General features: G+C 58.6%; 15 protein-coding genes. 7 read left to right on the forward strand and 8 right to left on the reverse strand.

Going from position 1 to position 19,263, the window contains the following annotated elements; all coding sequences use genetic code 11:
- Positions 1-39 precede the first annotated feature (39 nt).
- From QN219_RS00960 to QN219_RS00985, 6 genes are all read right to left on the reverse strand, one after another.
- Positions 40-906 (reverse strand): hypothetical protein, encoded by an 867-nt coding sequence (locus QN219_RS00960; protein ID WP_283997270.1) that lies wholly within the window; start codon positions 904-906, stop codon positions 40-42.
- Positions 903-1,817: a hypothetical protein gene (locus QN219_RS00965; protein ID WP_283997272.1), complete on the reverse strand. Its 915-nt coding sequence runs from the start codon at positions 1,815-1,817 to the stop codon at positions 903-905. The genes QN219_RS00960 and QN219_RS00965 overlap by 4 nt, the downstream gene beginning before the upstream one ends.
- The gene (locus QN219_RS00970; RefSeq protein WP_283997273.1) at positions 1,814-3,661 is read right to left on the reverse strand and encodes a hypothetical protein; all 1,848 of its coding nucleotides are present in this window, start codon (positions 3,659-3,661) and stop codon (positions 1,814-1,816) included. The genes QN219_RS00965 and QN219_RS00970 overlap by 4 nt, the downstream gene beginning before the upstream one ends.
- Positions 3,658-4,662, reverse strand: coding sequence for a PD-(D/E)XK motif protein (locus QN219_RS00975; RefSeq protein ID WP_283997275.1), 1,005 nt, complete (start codon positions 4,660-4,662; stop codon positions 3,658-3,660). The genes QN219_RS00970 and QN219_RS00975 overlap by 4 nt, the downstream gene beginning before the upstream one ends.
- Positions 4,655-7,270, reverse strand: a complete 2,616-nt coding sequence (locus QN219_RS00980; protein ID WP_283997277.1) for a Z1 domain-containing protein — start codon at positions 7,268-7,270, stop codon at positions 4,655-4,657. The genes QN219_RS00975 and QN219_RS00980 overlap by 8 nt, the downstream gene beginning before the upstream one ends.
- A gap of 98 nt (positions 7,271-7,368) precedes the next feature.
- Positions 7,369-8,910 (reverse strand): DNA cytosine methyltransferase, encoded by a 1,542-nt coding sequence (locus tag QN219_RS00985; protein ID WP_283997279.1) that lies wholly within the window; start codon positions 8,908-8,910, stop codon positions 7,369-7,371.
- A gap of 65 nt (positions 8,911-8,975) precedes the next feature.
- Between QN219_RS00985 and QN219_RS00990 the strand changes: the two genes are divergently transcribed.
- Entirely contained in the window at positions 8,976-9,464 is a 489-nt protein-coding gene (locus tag QN219_RS00990) for a very short patch repair endonuclease (protein ID WP_283997281.1), read from the forward strand.
- Between the two features lie 263 nt (positions 9,465-9,727).
- On the opposite strand, the gene QN219_RS00995 is transcribed toward QN219_RS00990, so the two are convergent.
- Entirely contained in the window at positions 9,728-10,786 is a 1,059-nt protein-coding gene (locus QN219_RS00995; protein WP_283997283.1) for a hypothetical protein, read from the reverse strand.
- A gap of 504 nt (positions 10,787-11,290) precedes the next feature.
- Between QN219_RS00995 and QN219_RS01000 the strand changes: the two genes are divergently transcribed.
- Positions 11,291-11,716, forward strand: a complete 426-nt coding sequence (locus QN219_RS01000) for a hypothetical protein (protein WP_283997285.1) — start codon at positions 11,291-11,293, stop codon at positions 11,714-11,716.
- 905 nt (positions 11,717-12,621) lie between these two features.
- Here QN219_RS01000 and QN219_RS01005 read toward each other — a convergent pair.
- Entirely contained in the window at positions 12,622-12,942 is a 321-nt protein-coding gene (locus QN219_RS01005; RefSeq protein WP_283997287.1) for a hypothetical protein, read from the reverse strand.
- Between the two features lie 498 nt (positions 12,943-13,440).
- Between QN219_RS01005 and QN219_RS01010 the strand changes: the two genes are divergently transcribed.
- From QN219_RS01010 to QN219_RS01030, 5 genes are all read left to right on the forward strand, one after another.
- Positions 13,441-13,764, forward strand: a complete 324-nt coding sequence (locus tag QN219_RS01010) for a DUF2293 domain-containing protein (protein WP_283997289.1) — start codon at positions 13,441-13,443, stop codon at positions 13,762-13,764.
- Positions 13,757-14,035 (forward strand): hypothetical protein, encoded by a 279-nt coding sequence (locus QN219_RS01015; protein ID WP_283997290.1) that lies wholly within the window; start codon positions 13,757-13,759, stop codon positions 14,033-14,035. The genes QN219_RS01010 and QN219_RS01015 overlap by 8 nt, the downstream gene beginning before the upstream one ends.
- A 100-nt stretch (positions 14,036-14,135) precedes the next feature.
- Positions 14,136-14,528 carry a hypothetical protein gene (locus tag QN219_RS01020; RefSeq protein ID WP_283997291.1) on the forward strand — a complete coding sequence of 131 codons (393 nt, stop codon included), beginning with the start codon at positions 14,136-14,138 and terminating at the stop codon, positions 14,526-14,528.
- A gap of 1,172 nt (positions 14,529-15,700) precedes the next feature.
- Positions 15,701-18,397, forward strand: coding sequence for a TrlF family AAA-like ATPase (locus QN219_RS01025; RefSeq protein WP_283997292.1), 2,697 nt, complete (start codon positions 15,701-15,703; stop codon positions 18,395-18,397).
- Positions 18,398-18,401: 4 nt separating this feature from the next.
- Positions 18,402-18,923, forward strand: a complete 522-nt coding sequence (locus tag QN219_RS01030; RefSeq protein ID WP_283997294.1) for a hypothetical protein — start codon at positions 18,402-18,404, stop codon at positions 18,921-18,923.
- Positions 18,924-19,263: the final 340 nt, after the last annotated feature.

The raw sequence follows: 19,263 nt of genomic DNA on the forward strand, positions 1-19,263 counted from the left end.
TCTCTATCGTGTGAAGGTCCTTCACACCAAACAGAATCATCAGTTCTGCAACGTGGCACCGCCGTTCTTGACGCTCCGGACAGCGCGCGTGATCCACGACAGGACTGTGTCCCTCTGCCCAGAGAGATATTCCCGTTCTGGAAGGCCCTCAGACGATCTCGCGAAGGCGCGCTCAACCTCTTGGCCGAGGTCTTCCGAGGACAGGAAAGTCAGGTCTATGATCTGGTTGCGCAATCTCAGGAGTTTCGTGGCGCGTCGCATGACATCCTCCATCCGCGCTCGGCCGATCCGGTCGGCAGTGTCGAGCCAGCCGATCGCAATGGCCTTAGAGAGCTGCGCATCCGCTGCGATGGAGGCGCGCTCGAAAATCTGAACCATCGCATCCTCGCTGAGGCCCTCAAGAAGATGCCAGCGCGCCTTGCCAGCCGTCTCACCCAGATCCAGGGTGCGCCCCCGGATCCAAAGTCTCTGGAAGGTGTTCCGGACGCCCCCCGCGAAGCGGGCACTCTGTCTCGCGGAGTAACGCCACACGACGAGTTCTTGGAGCAAGATGCAGGACAGGAAAGCCCAGGTGTCGTCGCGCAGCAGTTCGGGAGACGCCAGTTGAGGATGCCCGGCGAGCCATTTCGCTGCTTCGACATCGAAGCCAGTCTTCTGCTTGTCGGATGCCCGATGCGGATAGCCGTGCTGCTTCGCGATCGCCGTCATCTCGGCGAGTATATCGGCGACCAGTTCGGGGGAGACCGAGCCACCGCTCGGCGCATACCAGATCCATGCCTCATATTCGCTACGGCGTCTCTCGATGTCCATGAACTCCGAGTTTTCGTGCGTAAGGCGCTCGAGATCTTCCATGCACCGCATCACGCCGACGTGGTTCAACCGGGGTAGAAGTCTGACATTGCTCATTCGAGATCTCCCAGCTCAGCCGCCGCATGGATGCTGGCGTGGAAGTGACCGGGAAGACTGCGCCGGATGTTCTGGACCTCGGCCAGCTCGCGCCCCGGGAAAGCGAGATCCAGCCAGGCCGTGATTTGGGCGCCGACCGAGCCCTCCTCGCATCCGTCGAGCTGTTCCACAAGATCCTCCATTTCGAGGGTTGCCCCGACCATCTGAACCATCACGTCACCGAGGATAGCCTGGAGCGTGAGCACGTCACCATTCACGACCCGTTCTGCCAATTCCTGATGATCGGAGTTGACATAGAGGCGGATCGAGCCACCGAAATCCGCGGCCAGTCCGCCCGGCCGCCATGACAAGTACCAAGGCGCGGTGACATGCCGCTGGTTGGGGAAGGTCTCAGTGAAGGAGACGACCTCGATCGGGAAACGATTGTCACCACCATCCTCGAGCTCGATCGAGGTTTCGTGCGACCAAAGGCGAGACCCGACGCAGCTCGGAGACAGGATCGAGCCGTTGACGGCGGGGGTCGCGAGCAGCACCTCGGTCCGAGCGTACAGGCGCCCTGACAGGGTATTTCCTGGAACGACTGCACGCAATTCCGTCGGCTGATCCGTTGAAGCATCGACAACCCGAGAACTCACGCGCTTTACCATTCTGGGAAAGCGGCCCCGCCCCGTGCCGATCTTGAGAACGACCGCGAGGTTGAGGTCCTCCTCGGGGATCGCGAGCATCTTGGCGGCGGCCCGCACGTCAATCGAGATGGACCCGCGGAGTTCGATGTCGGCCGCATAGTCCCATTCGTCGAGGATGAGCTTCATCGGGAAGAGCGAAGCTCCGGGCTGGCCGATCATCCAGCGTCCGAGCGTCACGGCTTCGTCCGGCAGGCAAAGAAATGGAAGGGCGAAGGTTGCGGTCATGCAGCATCTCCCTCTTCGAAACTGAAGCGAATGCCGACGGCCGCATCGTCCGGCAGGGTGACCCGGCAGGTGACCATACCTTGTGTATTCTCGATCTTGATCCCCTTCGATCCAGCGGTCTTGTCTGCGAGGGATAGGTCCAGGAGGTCGATCGTGATGTCACCGGGCAGATCGTCGACCGAGGTAAAAGAGCCGTCCAGCACCAGATGCGGGCTGGCGTGGAGAACGAGATCGGGCTGACTGCCATCGTTTACCAGTTCCGCCTCGAACTTGGCGACACGCTGACCGTTGCGGTACTCCAAGCCGACAAACCGCGGCGCGGAGATCGTGATCTTCTTCTTGCTCCCGACACCGCCGTGGGAAGTCGCCCGCCCCGGTCCCTTTCCGGAACTCCTGGACAGCATTCTGCCCAACCTGGCGGCGATTTTCGCTACGGATGGCCCACGATCCTCGCTTGTTCCCAAGGCGGCCTTCGGCTGGACGTAGGTCGCGGCCGCCAGCTTCAGTTCCCGGAGCGCCACGTTTACGTAGGTCTTGGCTCGCCCCTTCGGCAGCATGTCCGGAATCCAGTCGTCGTGGGCCGGCGGCTCGGTCACGGCGAAAGCCTCCTCTATCTCATCTTCCTCCGAACAGATGAAGACGCCGGCCCATTCGAAATGCTTGTCCACGAATGGCTCGCCGGGCAGGTATCGAACGACGAGTTCGACGGGGCGCATCAGCGCGATGGAATGCGCCTGTTCGCGCATGGGGCTTCCATCGCGCAACGCCATCAGGTTGCGAGGTGCACGCAGACCTCGGACGATCGAGAGGCGGCCGAGATCCGCGATCGGTCTGGCGCTGCGGATCGTCGTAACTTCCCCAGCACCTTCGCCGCGCACGTTCCGCAACGCCTCGGCGTAGAGGTCTAGCGGCGGATAGTGTTCGGGCGCCGGGATCGCGACCTGTTCGCCTTCGAATTCCAGCCGCACCTCGATTTTCCGTTCCGCAGGCGTGAACCCGCACATCCTTGGCCAGAAATTCCAGAGAACCGTTTCCACCAACTCGGCGCGCAGATCCTCGCCCCGATCGACATGCGGAGCCACGATCGCAATCGTCGTGCCGGTCCGGCGCTCGTCCCGCGGTGGAAGCCCGAGGAGCTCGGAGAGTTCGGCTGCTTCCGCACCCTCGAGCGGCTCGACGCCACCTTCGGCATCGTCGCGACCCCACCAGTGACGCCCGGTAAAACGGCGACGCTCCCCGTCAGTGACAGCCTCGAATGCATCGCCAAGTTGGCACCCCATGACCCGGCGGACCGGAACCCCGCCGCAGGTGGTCTGAGTGTCGACGATGATGGTGGAGGCGCGGCTCAGCGCATAGAGCGACGTCTTGCCATATCCGTAGGTTCCACCCCCGTGATGCGTGTCGCGTGCAGCGCCGATATTGCGCAGGAAATTGACGAAATCTAGCCTCTCCGCGCCCGCTGTGACATCTGCGCGGGTCGGACCGGCAAGCCCTCTTGTGTTGAAATCGGCAATCTCGAGCAGGGAAACCCGATCCTCTCGGAGGATCTCTCGCAAGTTCGCAGTCTCTTCTTCTCCCTTTGCCGCATCGGCTTCCTCCGGAGGCAGTGTCTGGAAGAACAGATCGCGCAGGTGTACAAGCTCCTCTCCTTCGACGGTCCGGAAACGCAACAAGATCTCGACCCAATTGCCCTCGGGGGCAGCATCGACCGAGTTCTGCAAGGCTTCCCGTATCACAGTCTGCAGGAGGCCGAGTGCGGGGCGTCCCATGAGGCGTCGGGAACCCTCTCCGGCGATGTTTCCAGTTCGGGCGAATTTTTCACTATGCAGATCGAGTGGGATCATGCGGCGAACTCCAGGAAGAGGACCTCCGTCTGCGCCTGGTCAAGAAGATGCGCGTGGGCCGTCGCGAGGTCGATCTCGTAGGTCAGTGCCACAACTCCCGCAGGCAGAATCCCCCCGGAAAAGGATGCAGGAGTTATGCTCGGGAAACCGGCCGCCAAGGCGTAGATGTCGATCCCCTCGAGCGCAAAACTCGTGGCGTTCCATTCCTCGGCTTGCGGATCACGACACCCGAGCTCGGCCAGTCGTTCGTCGAGGACGAGCTCGTCTGCGCCGTAATCGATGATGGCACGATGGAGCGCGGCAACAGAGAGCTCGCCGCCGTCTACGGGTTCGATCCGCACGTGCGCGAGGTGCAAGCGACCATTCGATGGAGGCAGTAATTGCTCCGGCCCATGGATGGTCACGCGAGACGCGTCGGAGCGGAGCGATGTCTTTACCTCTATGGCGATACTGCGACGCCGGAAGTCATGGCGCTGTCCGATCGGGCCGGTCCATCCGTCAAGGGCAGTGGGCAGCTTGGCTGTTAGCCTCTCGAGGATGACGAGTTCGCCGATCAGCCCGCCGAGCTTCGTGAGGGGGATTTCGCCCTCTGGAGTGCGAGCGAGAAGATTTCGGAAATCCTGGATGGTCCCGTGGACGGCGGTTTCCGGGCCGTCGCCGCTCTCCAGTCGTTTTAGGATCTCCTCGACCAGTTCCGTGAAGACACGGGTCAGCCGCGGATTGCGGAGGGTAATGTCGATAAAATGCTCGAGCTTTCCACCCGATCTAAACGAGGAACGCGCGAGGAGGAGATTGTGGCTGCCCGCAGTAGCCGAACCTCCGGCCGGACGGCCAACAGGTACCAGGAGCCGCGGCTCGCCAAGAGGGCCGATTGCGATACGGACCTGACCGTAACCAGTCGTGACCGCCGTCGCCCGGCTCGGAACCTCGAGAATTCCATCGCCTCGGCCAGAGGCGCGGATCTCGGCCCATTCCCTCTCAAGCATTCCGGTATCAGGCATCCGTGCCTTCCACTTCCTCGATCTGGTCCTGGCTCTCCTCCGTTTCCTCAAGTGCGGGGGCCTCGATATCGACGGAGAAATAGCCGCCCGACCGATCCTTCTGACCCGGAAACACGATTCCGAACCCGACGACATCCGAGACGGCATCGAGTGCAACACGGGACAGGGGCTCGTCGCCACCCGACTTTCGTTCCTGTGGCTCAGATTTTGCATCGATCAGGTATAAGAGGAGCAACGGGATTGCGGGCCTACATGACTTGTAAGCCGTCCAGTCCTCCTTGTCCGGCTTCCGGTCGGCGTCGATCAGGATGTCTGCCTTGGACATCAGGGCCTTGATGTCGGCGTATCGGGGCGATGCCTCCCGCAGCCGAGAACGTCTCATGGTCGGAACTTGGCCCAGCCCGCCGAGCGGTTTGGCGGATTTCGTACCCGATTGTGTTTTAATGATCGCGACATTCCAGAGGCTAAGAGAGCCCTCCGTCTCGTCCAGATAGCGAATGAGGTGGGGCTTCTTGAGGTCCATGTGCTCATCGGAGATTTCGGTGGCGGCCAGGAAGCGCCGCACCGCCTGCGAGGGGATTTCCTTGAACAGTAGCCCCCGGGCCTTTTGGTCGGGGACAGTCGTTGCCAGCATCGCATCAACGAGCTGAGAGGCGGCGCTCCAGTTGCCGCCTACGATCTCGGTGTCGCGATGGTCGAAGCGGATGGTCTGGACGTGTTTCCCGGAGAAACTCATGCTTGTGCGGAAGGCGTGCTTCATCTTCGTCGCCGCCGTAATCGCCATGCCTGGTATCGAACGCACCTTCACCGCGAAGTCGCGTGGAGTGAGCTTGCTTTCGCGATAGACCGCGATGTCCTGGCGGATCTCCTCCTCGATGACGGCCAGAGAGCGGAACTTGGAGGCGAGGTCATCGGTCGTCCACAGGCGGGGGAGATCCTCGTAGCCGCGACGATAGCCGAACCAGCGCCCCATCTGTAGCAGGGTGTCATACTGTTTAGACGTCCGGAGGAAGAACGAAACACAGAGCCCCTCGAGCGTGAGGCCGCGTGCGAGCACCGTTCCCCCGACCACGATGCACGTGACCGGATCACCGGTATAGTCGAGGCGAAGGGCTTCATCCGTTTCACCATTCTCGACCGGATAGCGGAGCGCATCAAGGACCGCGGGAAGGTGAGCGAGCACCACGTCGAAATCCTCGGGAATGCGATCGTGGCCAGCCGGGGCTGTGCGCTCCCGTTCACGTTCGAAGACCTCCCGCAGCCTTGCGGTGGGTTCGCCAGTCCCCGGGATCAGGTCGGATTTTCTTTGCTCCACCCAGTTCCGGATGAGTTCGGACATGTATTCATGTTGACGTACAAATGGTGAGGAATGCACCAGCATCGACATGTGCTCGCCTTCCTGACCACGGGCTCGGCGAATCGCGCAGCTGGCGAGGAACCACAGGATTGCGTCCTCGAGGCTCTGGGTCATCTCGGGACGGAAGCTCTCTTTGTCCTTCGGCGAGGTCGGTCTCAGAAGATCTGGATCGTCCTCGTGGAGGGTACGGATCATGTCGCGCTCTTCGCCATCCGCCTCCGCGCTGTCGCTTCCAAAGACCTCGCGCGCACCGAAATAGCCGATCGGTCGCTCCAGCGCGGTGATGAAATCGCGCGGATAGAGATCATCCAGATCCTCGTCGTTCCCGTAAGGATAGGGATTGATGAAGACATTGGCGAAGGGCGTCGCGGTGTAGCCGACATAGGTGACTGCGGGCAGGGCGGCCAAGACATGCCGTATCTCGGCATTGATCCGGGTCATGTCGAACTCGCCGCGTGCGGAGTTCACCGAGGCCTGATCGCATTCGTCGTCGATCAGGAGCACTTTGAGTTCCCGCAGGACCACCGCGGAGGTCTTGGATATCGTACGTCTCAACTGCTTGAGACGGCTTCCCTCCTTCTTCATGACGATCAGCTGGGCATGGCCCTCTGCCGGCATGACGAAGCCCCCGTTCGCGGGCTGAACGAAATCCCCGGCGGGATCGCTCGTCGTGTAGAGTTGCCAGAGGCTGCGATGGCGCAGCACATCCTTTTCGAAGCGATCTTGGGTCTGCTTGCGCAGCTTGTTGGTCACGCCGCCGAGGACAATGATCATGTTGTAGCCGGCATCGATGGCCTTCGCCATGACAGCGGTCATGTTGGCGGTCTTCCCGGATTGCACATATCCCACCACGAGGCCGCGACAGGCGAACTTGTCCCTTCCGGGATTGCCTAGCAGCGAGACGACCTCCGTCGAAGCCCGGTCCAAAGAGCGGATCGTGTCGAGGTCCCAGCCCTTGGTCTTGAGGTACTCGTGCAGCGCGGTCCAATGGTGGCTGTTGGCGCCAGGCCCCCGATACCAGTCCTCCGGCGCATCGACGATCGAATGTCTGCGGAGGATTTCAACGTCTTGGATCTCCGCCCTCACTATCTCCACGGCCGCCTCGAGATTCGCTACCATCTCCGGCCCGAAGGGGCCGAACATCCCTTCCATCTCGCGCCGGCAAGCCGCTGCGGTGTCCTCCAGGGTGCCATAATTTGCACGTCTCTGGCGGAGCTGGGTGGCGAAGGTGTCGATTTGAGGAGAGGCCATTGCAATCTCTTAAGTTGAAACGCGATTCGCCTCCCAACTTTAGACTAAATGATCGTCAAAAGAAGAGCTTCGTAGAAACTGCGAGACCTCAGAGGTGCTTATCGGGATTGCGTTAGAGCACTTAAAAGTAGCTTGGCGATCTGCCGTGCCAGATACGGCGGCACTGCATTTCCAACTTGGACATACTGCTGCGTCCGATTTCCCAGGAAGAGGTAGTCGTCTGGGAAGGTCTGCAGCCGCGCGGCCTCACGCACAGTCAGGCTTCGGCACTGCAACGGATCGGGATGGATGAAGTAATGTCCATCCTTGGAGATGTGGCTTGTGACCGTGGTCGATGCCTCGTCGGTCAACTGGACCCGGAAGCGGTCATTGAAGACGCCGCTGTGCCAGTTGCGGTGATCCGGGCTGAGCGCGAGAGGGAAATCAGCGGCTTTTGGGCTGTAGCGGTGCACAGCTCCGAACACCGCGGCAAACAGGTAGCGTCCGAGATCCGACGCCATGTGCCCGCGGGTCTCGTGCTGTGCAAGGGCGCGCAGTTCCGGCCGCTCGAGCCAGCGCAGAAGTTCGTCGTCTGAGGTGCCATAACCTTCCATTAGGCATGACGCTGCGCGAAGGCTCGGCGATCCGTCGTTCACTCGCTTCGCCACGGACGAGAACGCGTGACGAAGCTTACCGTCGTCCTTCCCGTTGTAGATGTCGGCCAGCAGTGCCGCTGCTTCGACAACCTCGCGCCGCCACGCCGATGCATCGTCCCGGCCGCGGCTGATGCCGCTGCGCAGGGCTGGCATTGTCCCGATGGCGTCGCTGACCGCCCGCGCTATGCCGGGGACGGCGATTTCGGCACCGGCGGCACTGCCCGCAAGGTCAGACCGGATGCCGACGATGATCACCCTGTGGCGCCGCTGCGGAACTCCGAACTCCTCCGCGCGCACTATGAAATCCGACGGCTGGATCGCCTCCTGCAGGCTGGCCCTCCCATCCTCAAGCCGGATCGCACGCAGTTCGTAGTGATGGCCGTGACCGGTGCCAAGCGAGGACAAGTCCTCCATCAGCATCTCGAAGACGAGCCGGCTTTCAACAGTGGAGGAGAGCATGCCTTTGACGTTTTCCATCACGAAAGCGGCGGGACGAAGCCTGTCGAGTACCCGGATGTATTCGCGGAACAGGTAGTGTCGCTCATCTGCCTCGGGCACATAGCCAACCTTACCCTTTACCCGGGCACGTCCCACCAGGGAATAGGCTTGACAGGGTGGGCCGCCTATCAGGATTGTGTCGTCATAGCTTCCCCGCAGCTTCGCGATGGCACAATCGATCGCCTCTGCAGCCGCTTCGGTTCCGAGTTCGAGCCCTCGGGCCTCATCTGAGGCAAGACGCCATGCTTCAGCGTCGACGGCAGACCAGTCCAGCTCAGGGCTTAGCCCTGCATGGAAATCGATGAATTGGTCGGGCAATGAGCCGTGGCGCGCCCGGTACTCACGCAGGAATGCGCGCAGGGTCAGGGTGCGGTGGGCCGATTTCTCCTTCTCGACAGAGATGCCGATCCGGAACGGAAAATGTCCTTGGTCGACGAGTGAAGCAAAGCCCTCGCCAAGTCCCCCCGGACCGGCAAACAGATCGACAACTCCAAAAGTGGCAGGCAAATCAGGCTCCACGAGAACTATTCAGTCGGTGTATACCAGGTTCCGCAGCAAAGACCAGGTGGCAAGTGGCGGACATCGTAGACAAGCAAACCCGTTCCCGAATGATGGCCGGGATCAGAGGGAAGGACACAAAACCTGAACTGACCCTTCGTCGGGCGTTACATGCACGTGGCTTTCGATTCCGGCTGCATGCGAAAAACGTTCCCGGACGGCCTGACCTAGTGTTTCCGAAACATCGGGCGGTAGTTTTTGTGCATGGTTGCTTTTGGCATCGCCATGCAAATTGTCGCTACGCGACTACTCCCTCCACGCGCCCGGACTTCTGGCAGAAGAAGTTCGAGTCGAACGTGGCACGGGACAGCGCCGTAGCGGCCACGCTTTGTGGCAGCGGATGGCGCGTGGCGACGGTGTGGGAGTGCGCACTGCGCAAGCCCGACACGATTCAAGCGGCTGCGGAAAGCATGTCGCTCTGGCTTCTATCGGACGAGAGGCAGATCGAAATCGGTGAACGCGAGACGCATTCTCCCTACGCAAATGACAGTTCCATATACTGATCAGCCGAACATCGTTCTACAAAACCGAGCGTCGTCGGCTCTAAAGCAACCTTCCCGTAGTCATGCTAATGTTCCGCACCCCGCTTGCGCATCCCGTGTCATGAATAACCCAGCGGGATCGTGACAAGTTTTTCCCGAATTATTATTCGGAAACAGGCATACTGGAGGTCGGAGAACAATGGTATAGGCTTCTTTGAGAGCGTCGAGACCTAATAACTTATTTACTTGTCTCTCTTCGCATCTGCTCTTACCTAACAGTTCTCCTAAACACCCATCTCTCCCCTCACGCTCCTCTGAAGCCCTGCCAACGCCCGCTCCACAACCCGCGTCAGCTCCTTGTAAGCAATCATTGTTCCGTACGGACCCGCACCCGTCCTTACCTTGGACGGCATCTTGCTTCCCCTTGTCCTATGCCATCGCCTGATGCGAGGCATCTGTAACGCCTGTAACTGATGTTTCGCATCCTCCCCGATCTGAAGACCAAGCACGCCGGCGTTCAAGAATCTTTCCCTTCTGAACTCCTCTACCTTGCGCTTAACCGCTGCTGAGTTTGGTCGAGCGCCTCCCGGTCGGACAATCGCGAAGGTCGGCTTCATGAACCGAAAGAAGCCTTTCTGCAGGCGCGTTGATGGTAGTATCTTGAGATCGCTGAACTTGATGAGTCCGATCTCCCGGCAGCCCACATGTCCGAGCGTCACCTCAATGCGTACCCGCTTTTTATCTTCCGGTAATTCGTCCCGGATGCCTGCAGCCTTGTTCTGCTTGTCGAAAACCTTGTTCTGAATGCGCCAGAATGTACGGGGGTCGTCTCGCTCGCCGACGTAGTAGGTGGAATCGGAGAGCGCCGGACGGTCCATTCCGGGTGTCATACGGTCTCCAATATCGAGACTACCGTCACTCTCGTTGCGGCTCACCGTGTAGCCGGTCTTGTCGACAAAGCCGGGCGTGAACCGTGGCCACTTGAGGTTGCCTGTTAGAACCCGGGTGGTTGGGTAGAAATGTCGGACGAGCACGCCATGCAGCTGCGCTCGAGCTTCCTTACTGGGCTTGGCAGGATAGAAGTCGATGCTGATTTCGATGCCACTGATTTGGGCGGGCGCAACGAATCCATACGCGCTCTCAATGTCGTTGAGCACCTTCCGGACGGCGTCGAGATTTGGCTCCTGGACGCGGAGCTTGTATCGCGTTGCCGTTTTGCCTTCGCCAAGATCCAAGGCTTCAGGATACTCTTTTCGGCTCGTCAGCTTTTCAATGCGATCGTTCAGGTGCCAGTATTGAGTTCGCCGAGACAGTTCGAAATGAATGTCGATCCAATCGACCACAGCGCGGCACTGGTAAGCTCCAAGGTCAATCTGCGGGGGAGCGTCGTTCGATTGACCAAGCGCGCCTGTGACCTTCTGAGAGTCTCCTCGGCATATTTAAGAACCACCGGGTCCTTGTTCCCTTTGCCCGATAAAGAATGACCTCGTGTATCAACGCAGTTCTCCGCACTCGTCACTGTTGTGACAGCCGCGGCGTGATTAAGCTGATTCTTCCCATGAAAACAGATCGGGGACCGAGGCGACATCATTTCCGGCTTGTTCACAGGCGTCCACTGTCGAAACTATCCAGTGTGGCTGAAAAGCCGCATATTTCGCGGCGATCGCTCAGGTCGGCCGCTATAACTGCAAGTGTTACGATGATGGAGAACTGAGCGATGAAGATGCAGCAGGCCGTAGTAGTGGCACCGATCAACGGGGCGGCATCAGCTACGAGGGAGCAGCCTTCTTCGAGCAGACAAGGCTTCCGGCATTGGGTCGGACCTTAGCACTCGGAAGGAAACCGAAATGACTGATTTTATGATTCCGAACATGAACTGCGCCAACTTCAGCCTTCCTTATCCGGAAGAGATCGTGAAGAAGACGGGCTCGACGGGTATCGTTGCGTCCATCCGCCAGTTCTACCTGAGTGCAGCTGCTGAAGCAGACGATAAGGAGCCTCAGTGGGCTGCATTCCTGCGCGAGGTCGCCGACTACTATCCTGACACCAATGGCGGCGAAATCATCGACCGTGACAGTCGCGGTAATATCGTCGTCGAGGAAGATGATTGGGACGACCTGACTGACGAGCAGAAGATCCATCGTGGCAACGTTAATGCTGCTATCGCAGTGGTGGACCGGATCCGCTATCAGCTCGAGAATGCAGCGTACTACTATGATACGGCAGATGACGTGACTCGCGTGCGGCGTGAACTCGCCGCGATCTCTCTTTGATACGCTGTGGAGCTGGCCGGCATAAAGTCGGCCAGCTCCACAAGGGAGGGTGGGTACGGAATATCCCAGCCGGACAAACGCAATTGCTGCCTCTAAGGCTCCTCTGTCTTTGCCGAATGTAAGCTAGGTGTGTTTGATACCTGGTCGCAGTCGCTCAAGCCATCATGCTTATCAACGCGAAGGAGCGGCTCGACGTCTTGCCAAGACGACCTTCGGGTCAAAGCTGTGGATATGTTTTCGAAGCGGCCTACTAAGGCTTCCGCCGGAACACGACTGTCATCTGCGGCGACTCTGGGCCTTAGTAGTGAATATATTTCGGTCAATCTAAGCAGTTCGGATTTGCAGATCTGTCGGCAAGCCTCATAAGCGAGCAAGAAGATCTATCGCGACCTTTACATTTTCCAAAAAAATTGAAAATGCGAGGTTTTTGTCAAGATAGCGGAAGGTTATGTCAAGGTTGGCGCCGGAAATATGGGCTTTCGAAGCTTCTGACCTTTACATCGGTCATTCAAAAAATAGCTATTTCGGGTCGCTTGGAGGCCCAAACCTTTACAGATGTAAAGATGTGCAAGGTTGCATGTAAAGGTAGCGCGGCACCGATGCGTTTTTGACTATACTCGAGGGACAGCCATGATGTTCGTCAGTCAAATGAAGTCCCAGCCGTCAAGCAGCAAATGCAAAGTGCGGGACGATCCCCCGGCCTTCCGATTGTCAACGTGCAAAGCTACTCGCAGCTGCACACAGCTTGATTCCGGTCTCGGTTACAATGAAGATGCGTGCTTCCATCCCACTAATTCCGGTTATGAGGCCGGCGCTCTGCTGGGTGAGTTCCCTTTCTTCCGAGTATCCTCAAGTTAAGTAAACACTTACTTATATCTAGCCACATAGCCCGATAGCCCAGAGCTTCACATGCCCCTGTCGTAGCCGGTAAAGCGCAGCAGGTCGCCAACCAACTTGAGGGTCGGCACCCAATAGTAACCAATGACGGCGCAGGCGGTAGCACCCCAGACATACATGTCGGTGTCGTAGGTCGACCACTCCTTCACGAAGCTCCAGACGCTCACGCCAAGAGCGAAGATCTGCATAGGAATGATTAGGAACAGGAAAAACCAGTGCATCAGGTCGTCCTGCCACATATCGATAGACCAGACGATATTTGCTCCGGCCCACCCAAACAGCGCTGCCTGAAAGGCAAGCTTAGTCCAATGCCAAATGTCTTCGAGCACGCAATACCTCCTTGAAGGAACACGCCTCCCACATAGAGACCGAGCGGAAGCTCGACAAGCCAGAGGAGGACAGGGCCACCATGGAATCTCCCGCCAGGTTAGGGATGTGGATCACCGGGATGGCTGGATAGCTGGCTAAGGAGGATAGGTCGCCCGGATCTCGCCAGCACTAAAGGCATCCCCATCACGTCGCATGGAATTTTCTAGGACTTCGCTGATTTCGCAACCTGGTTCTGTAGCTGTTGTAGGGGATCAAACCTGTCGTACCATCCGATCTTAGTGTGAGCGCCTTGGCGGAATCAGATTGATCTGAGGTTCTTCTGGAGTTCGTCTCCAACAACGCAGGGTCTTCGCGGATTTTGCAGCGGAATGTGATTCACGAGAAGCAACACGTTATTTGTATTTTCTGTGGATAACCCGCTTAAGCAAAAACTTACTTTCGTATCATCTCTCGGAGCGCCGGAATATGTAGATGTCCTCGTGATGCGAGGATCGAACATGGCCCGTTATTCTGTAGGCGCTGTCGAGCGACACCTACGTCGCAAACATCCGGGTTGTCCCGACTTCGCCATTGCCTATTTTGTCAACGTTATCGCCGGCAAAGACTGGCTGGATGCATCGCTGGGAAAGGCGGTCGGCATCACGATGCAGACTTTTCTTCGGCATGAGATGACTGAGTACGACACTCTCCTTCTACACGGGATGGATCGCGAAGAGGCGCGTCGGCGAGTTCAGCCCAGGATCAACGCGATGCTCCAAGTCTGGAAAAAGAAGCCCAGAGCGGCGAAACGTACACGGAATGGACAGGCTGCTGATGTCTAATATCGAAGCTCGGATTGCACTTGCAAAGCTGATCGCTGCTCGAATTGAAGAACTCGGTATCAACCGATGGGATTTCATGAAGGCGACGGGCTTTACTCAAGAGTCGACTTTCACCTGCTACTTGCGCGGCTACTCGAACCTCCCTCTGAGGGAGGTGCCTGATGTATCGAGGATCTTGCAGCTCGATGAACAGCGTATCCTACTGATGTGCCTCGCTCAGTCCTACGATGATTGGGTCATGGCTCTCTTCAACCGGCACATAGGTACGTAGACGCCGAGAAAGCGGCCGAAGCGGGAGGGTTCTCGCAAAGCCTTGGAGGGACTTCAGCTATCCCAAATCTTGCGAGCTATAAATCAACTATCGATGCAAAATGCAGGAGCAAGCAATGAACAACAGTACGTCTGTCCTGGTTGACTTCTTGAAGGCGCGGCTTTCGGAAATCGAAGTGCCGGTAGGTGAGGGTAGCATCCTATCGAGTCCGCTCTTCCAAACGATTCTGCGCGGAGATGCGAAGCTTCCTCTTGATCGTGTCGAAGAGGTTGCCACGGCTTTGGGCTACGACGACCGGCAGCAGCTCTTCCGCTTGGCTATGCGTCAGTTCTACGACGAGGAGGCAATTTGCCTCTTCGAGCGGATGCTCGGCACGCCCATGACGAATGAGGAGCAGATGTGGCTCCATGAAATTCGATCAGCCTCCGAAAAGGCTGTTCGTGAGCCGAACATCGTGGCCAAGCGTCTGGTGCGCGCCTTGGTTCAGGCCTGAGGACCAGGATAACCTCTGGGGCTCGTGACCATTCACCTGCAATGACCGAAGACCGGTGAGTGGGGATCGTTGCCCTTCCTCGCTGCCATCGAAGTGGCATCGATCGTATATCTTTGGCTTAAGGGCGCTGTGGCGCGTTTCGAGGTGCCGATTGTTGGACTTCGGGGATCGTTGAAAAAGCTCGCCGAATGGCGAGCTCAATTTATCACGTGTGGACCGAGTCTATGCGGATTGGTGCAGCTGGCTTGTCGCTTTCACCGTCATCCGCTTACGCCATTCCCTCCGAAAGCCAAAACTCGCAGCTAGCGCGTCAAGGCGCTTTTGGCGGGCACGCAGGTCACGAAGGGCTGCACCTCGACCTCGGTGGTTGGGCGTGATGCAGCCGGACCTAAACCCTTCGGTCAAACCATCAAGTTCCCGCTGAACGGAGTCGATAGCAGCGTACTGATCGACAACTGACAGTTTCGCAAATGCTGCGGCGTGGGGAACGCGGTGTTTTGTCAAGCTTGCGCCATTCTGTGCCTTCGCGGCTGAAACCATGCGCTTCAACTCCGGGGAGAGTGCCATGTCAAGCGACCTCCAGGACTGCGAGGACAAAGGTTAACCGATGCACGGAATGTATAATATTCTCCTTTTGCTTGTGACGGTGAGTAAATGTGCGCCCAGTCTATGAACCGCCCACTTTACGGGATCAGTTCACCTTTGGCGCGGCCTCACTGTAGCTGGAGTCCGGCGGCCTCTGCCGTCACGCTTGTACCCATTGCCGCGAATGCAATCAGGACCTGGCCTGACGAGCTGCGGAAATAGTGCAAACACTTTGTTGGTCTCGTCTTCGTGCACGTCTCATGCGAATTTTCGTCTGAGATTTATCCATACTACCACCTACCTTTCTGCCCACAACTTCAGCGAGGGCGTTTAGAATGATGGAGACGGGTAGCACGACGGCGATTGAGATCGAGCCGGTAACAACTCCGAAGAACGATTTGTGTGTGGGATAAATCGCTTTCGAATTTTAGCTGTCCGGGAGTTCGAATAATAAACCGTGTCACTATAACTGTATTCGTGAGGCGCCGCGCCGTGATCTGTGAATAGAATACTCGTTTTTTCTTGAAAAATACCGGCAACCAATAGACTCTGCCCGCATACTTGATTCCGTGCGTCGAGGAGCCCAGATGGACCAGTCCGCAGGTATAGCGGGATTGCCCCAGATTGTGACTGCCGCCTTGGAGCGGCCGTCCGGCGCACGCTTCTACAAGTGCGCATTGCAGGTCAATCCATATGAGTATGTGAAGCGGCATCCGAAGGGTGAGAGCTTTGCCGACGAGGATGCCTATAATGCCGCCGTGCTCGATGCGCTGCAGGACCAAGCCGTCGAAGTTATCGCCATAACCGACCACTACCGGGTGAAGTCCGGGCTTCGTCTTGCAGAAGCGGCCGAGCAACGCGGCCTGCATGTTTTCCGCGGCTTCGAAGCCTGTTCCAAGGACGGCGTGCATCTCCTGTGCCTCTTCGATCCCCGTGCTGACACCGACAAGATCGACCGGTTCATCGGCGAGTGCGGCGTTCATGATGATTCGGAGGATTCGCCCGCCGGAACCAAGGACTGCGACGAGCTGATGACGGCCTGCACCCGGCGGTGGGGCGGGATACCTGTGGCCGCTCATGTCTGTTCCGCGGGCGGGTTGCTCGCAACGCTGCGCGGGCAGCCGGCAATCAAAGCCTGGCGGCACGAGCATCTGCACGCCTGCTGTCTTCCGGGGCCCGTAGATCAGGCGCCCGAGAACCATCGCCCGATTATCCAGAACCGCAACGCCGACTACATGCGCGAGCGTGCGATCGCCGTCGTCAACGCGCAGGACGTGAGCTCTCCAGCGCAGGCTGCGGCGCCGGGTGCGAGCTGCTGGATCAAGATGACGTCGGTGTCCATTGAAGGTTTGAAGCAAGCCTTCCTCGATCCGGTATCGCGCATTCGCCTTGTCTCCGACGATGAGCCGGAGGACCACAGCGAATTGCTGGCAATTGCGTGGGAGGGAGGCTTTCTCGACGGAATCGGCATTCACTTCAACGACAATTTGAACGTGATGATCGGCGGCCGCGGAACCGGGAAGTCCACCATCATCGAGAGTGTTCGCTTCGTGCTTGACATCCCGCCGCTCGGCGATGAAGCCGCGAAGCTGCACAGATCCTTCGTGAGCCAGGTTCTCGGCGCGGGAACGAAGGTGTCGCTGCTCCTGCGCTCGCATACCCCGTCGCCGCGGGAATACCTGATCGAGCGCACGGTCGGAAACCGCCCGACCGTAAAGGATGCGTCAGGAGAGCTGACAGAGCTTTTGACCCGCGACGTGTCCACCGGGATCGAGATATTCGGGCAGCACGAGATATCCGAGCTTGCCCGCAGCCCCGAGCGCCTGACTGGGCTTCTTGACCGTTTTGTCGATTCTAACGCGGGCGATACGGCAAAGCGCAGTGAAATCCGCAATCGTCTCGGCGATACGAGGACGGAGATCGCTGGGATCGAGACGCAACTGAAACGGATCGACGAGGAGCTTGCCGCGCTTCCCGGCCTGCGGGAAACCCTGCAGCGCTACAAGGATCTCGGTCTTGAGGAAAAGCTGAAAGACAAGAAGCAACTCGTCACAGAAGACGGCGTCCTGAAAAGCGTCGATTCCATCATCGACGATGCACAGGAGATGCGGGACGCCTTCGGTGACAAATACGCTCCCGATGTTTCCCGTCTCGACGAAGAGATCCTGAAAGAGCTCGGCGGCGCCGATATCCTTCGCAAAGCCAAGCCGCACATCGAGACGTTCAAGACCGAAACCGCCGCGGCGCTTGCCGCCCTCGACGCTGCGATAGCAAAGGCGCGAGCCGGCCTGCAGGACGTTCGCACGGAATGGGACGGCCGCAGTGCACAGGTCGAGGAAGCGCACCAAAAGACGCTGAGGGAACTCGCCAAGGACGGTATAGACGGGAGCGAATACACATCCGTGCTGCAGCGGATCGAGCAGCTTGAGCCGAAAAAGACCCGACAGGCCAAGCTCGCGGATGATCTGAAGGAGGCGAATAAGAAGCGTCGCAAGGCACTGGAAGAATGGGAGGACACGAAATCTGCACAGTTCCGCGCGCTCGAACGCGCGGCGAAGAAGGTCAGCCGCAAACTCGGCGACCGGGTTCAGGTCAGCGTTACAGCGACAGGCGACCGGGCCGCACTCGAGCAGCATCTGCGCACGCTTGGCGGCCGCGTCTCCGACATGGTGCAAGCGCTGCATAAGAAGCAGCCGCTTTCGGTGCGTTCCCTTGCGCAGGCCTGCCGCGAAGGCAAGGAAGCGATACTGGAGGCGTTTCCCATGCCGTCCGCACAGGCGGAAAAGCTTGCAGCCGCCGGCTCGTCCTTCATCATGGAACTGGAAGAGATCGACCTCCCGGCGACCACCACCGTGCAGCTCAATGTCGCGCGCGAAGGCGCTCCGGCCGTGTGGCGGAAACTGGATGAGCTATCCACCGGGCAGAAAGCCACGGCCGTTCTCCTGGTTCTTCTGCTGGAATCGCCGGGGCCGCTGCTGATCGACCAGCCCGAGGACGACCTGGACAACCGGTTCATTACCGATGGGATCGTTCCGCAAATCAAGCAGGAGAAGCGGCGGCGCCAGTTTATCTTTGCGACCCACAATGCGAACATTCCTGTCCTTGGCGACGCTGAACTCATTGCGGCGCTGGAGCCCGCCGAATCTGCGGACGGATCAGAAGTGCACCTGCCGGACAGGAACCTCGGTTCGATCGACTCGGATTATGTGCGGGAACTGGTCGGGGAAACCCTCGAAGGCGGCAAAGCCGCTTTCGAGATGCGGCGCCTGAAATACGGTTTCTGATGCAATGGCGAAGAGAGGCCGCCTCGGAAGGACTAAGACCGAAAAGAAGAAGAAGCCCTATTCCAAGGCTTCGGATGATGAGAAGGTTGCGCGCAACTGGAACAAAGCGCTCGGACTTTATGAGCGCGAAGAATGGTCGGTTGCGGTGCTGCGCTGCGCGACCTGCCTTGAGCTGATGGTCAATTTTGCGATCCGGCAGGAGCTTGTGATGGAGAAGAAGCTGCCCCTGCAGTTCGTCGACAAGCTTCTCCAGAACGCGAACGGGATTCACAACAAGTACCAGAATCTCTTCCTGCCGATCATGGCGCAGTATGAGGAGCATGACGATTTAAAGCGCCTCTGGAATGAGCGCATCGTGAAGGTGAATGCCGAGCGCAACAAGGTCGCGCACCAAGGCGAGTTCCGCAGCCGCAAGGCTGCGAAGAAGATCATGGAAGATACGGCATTCGCCATGCAGCAGGTGATGGGGCTGTATGGGCACGGTGCCGAACTAATGCCTTTCTCCGATCCAGACGATAGCGCATAATGTAGATTGAGCCGAATCGAAAGGTTCAATCATCCTGCTGGCTCTCGGAGCTTCTGTCCGCACCGCAGTCACAGCGGTAATCTCCGTCCCATGAGAATGAGGATACCGCGCGGAATTTCGGCTGCTCTCGCAGGCATTTTTCTGTTCATCCGATGTCAGGGAAAACGCTGACCCACCCTACCGGCGGTGTGTCTCCTCCTTCGGTGCAGCAGGATCGCGTTCGCTTCAGGGCAGTGTCTGCTTTCGGTGGAAGGTTCCGTGTCCAAATGACCGAGATGGAGGCGCCTATCCGACTACAGGTTCTTGCCGGGAGTGGCTTGATAGGTATCTAAGTTCGGTG

It is taken from the genome of Sinorhizobium sp. 8-89, from assembly GCF_030124325.1.
Taxonomy (GTDB): Bacteria; Pseudomonadota; Alphaproteobacteria; order Rhizobiales; family Rhizobiaceae; genus Sinorhizobium.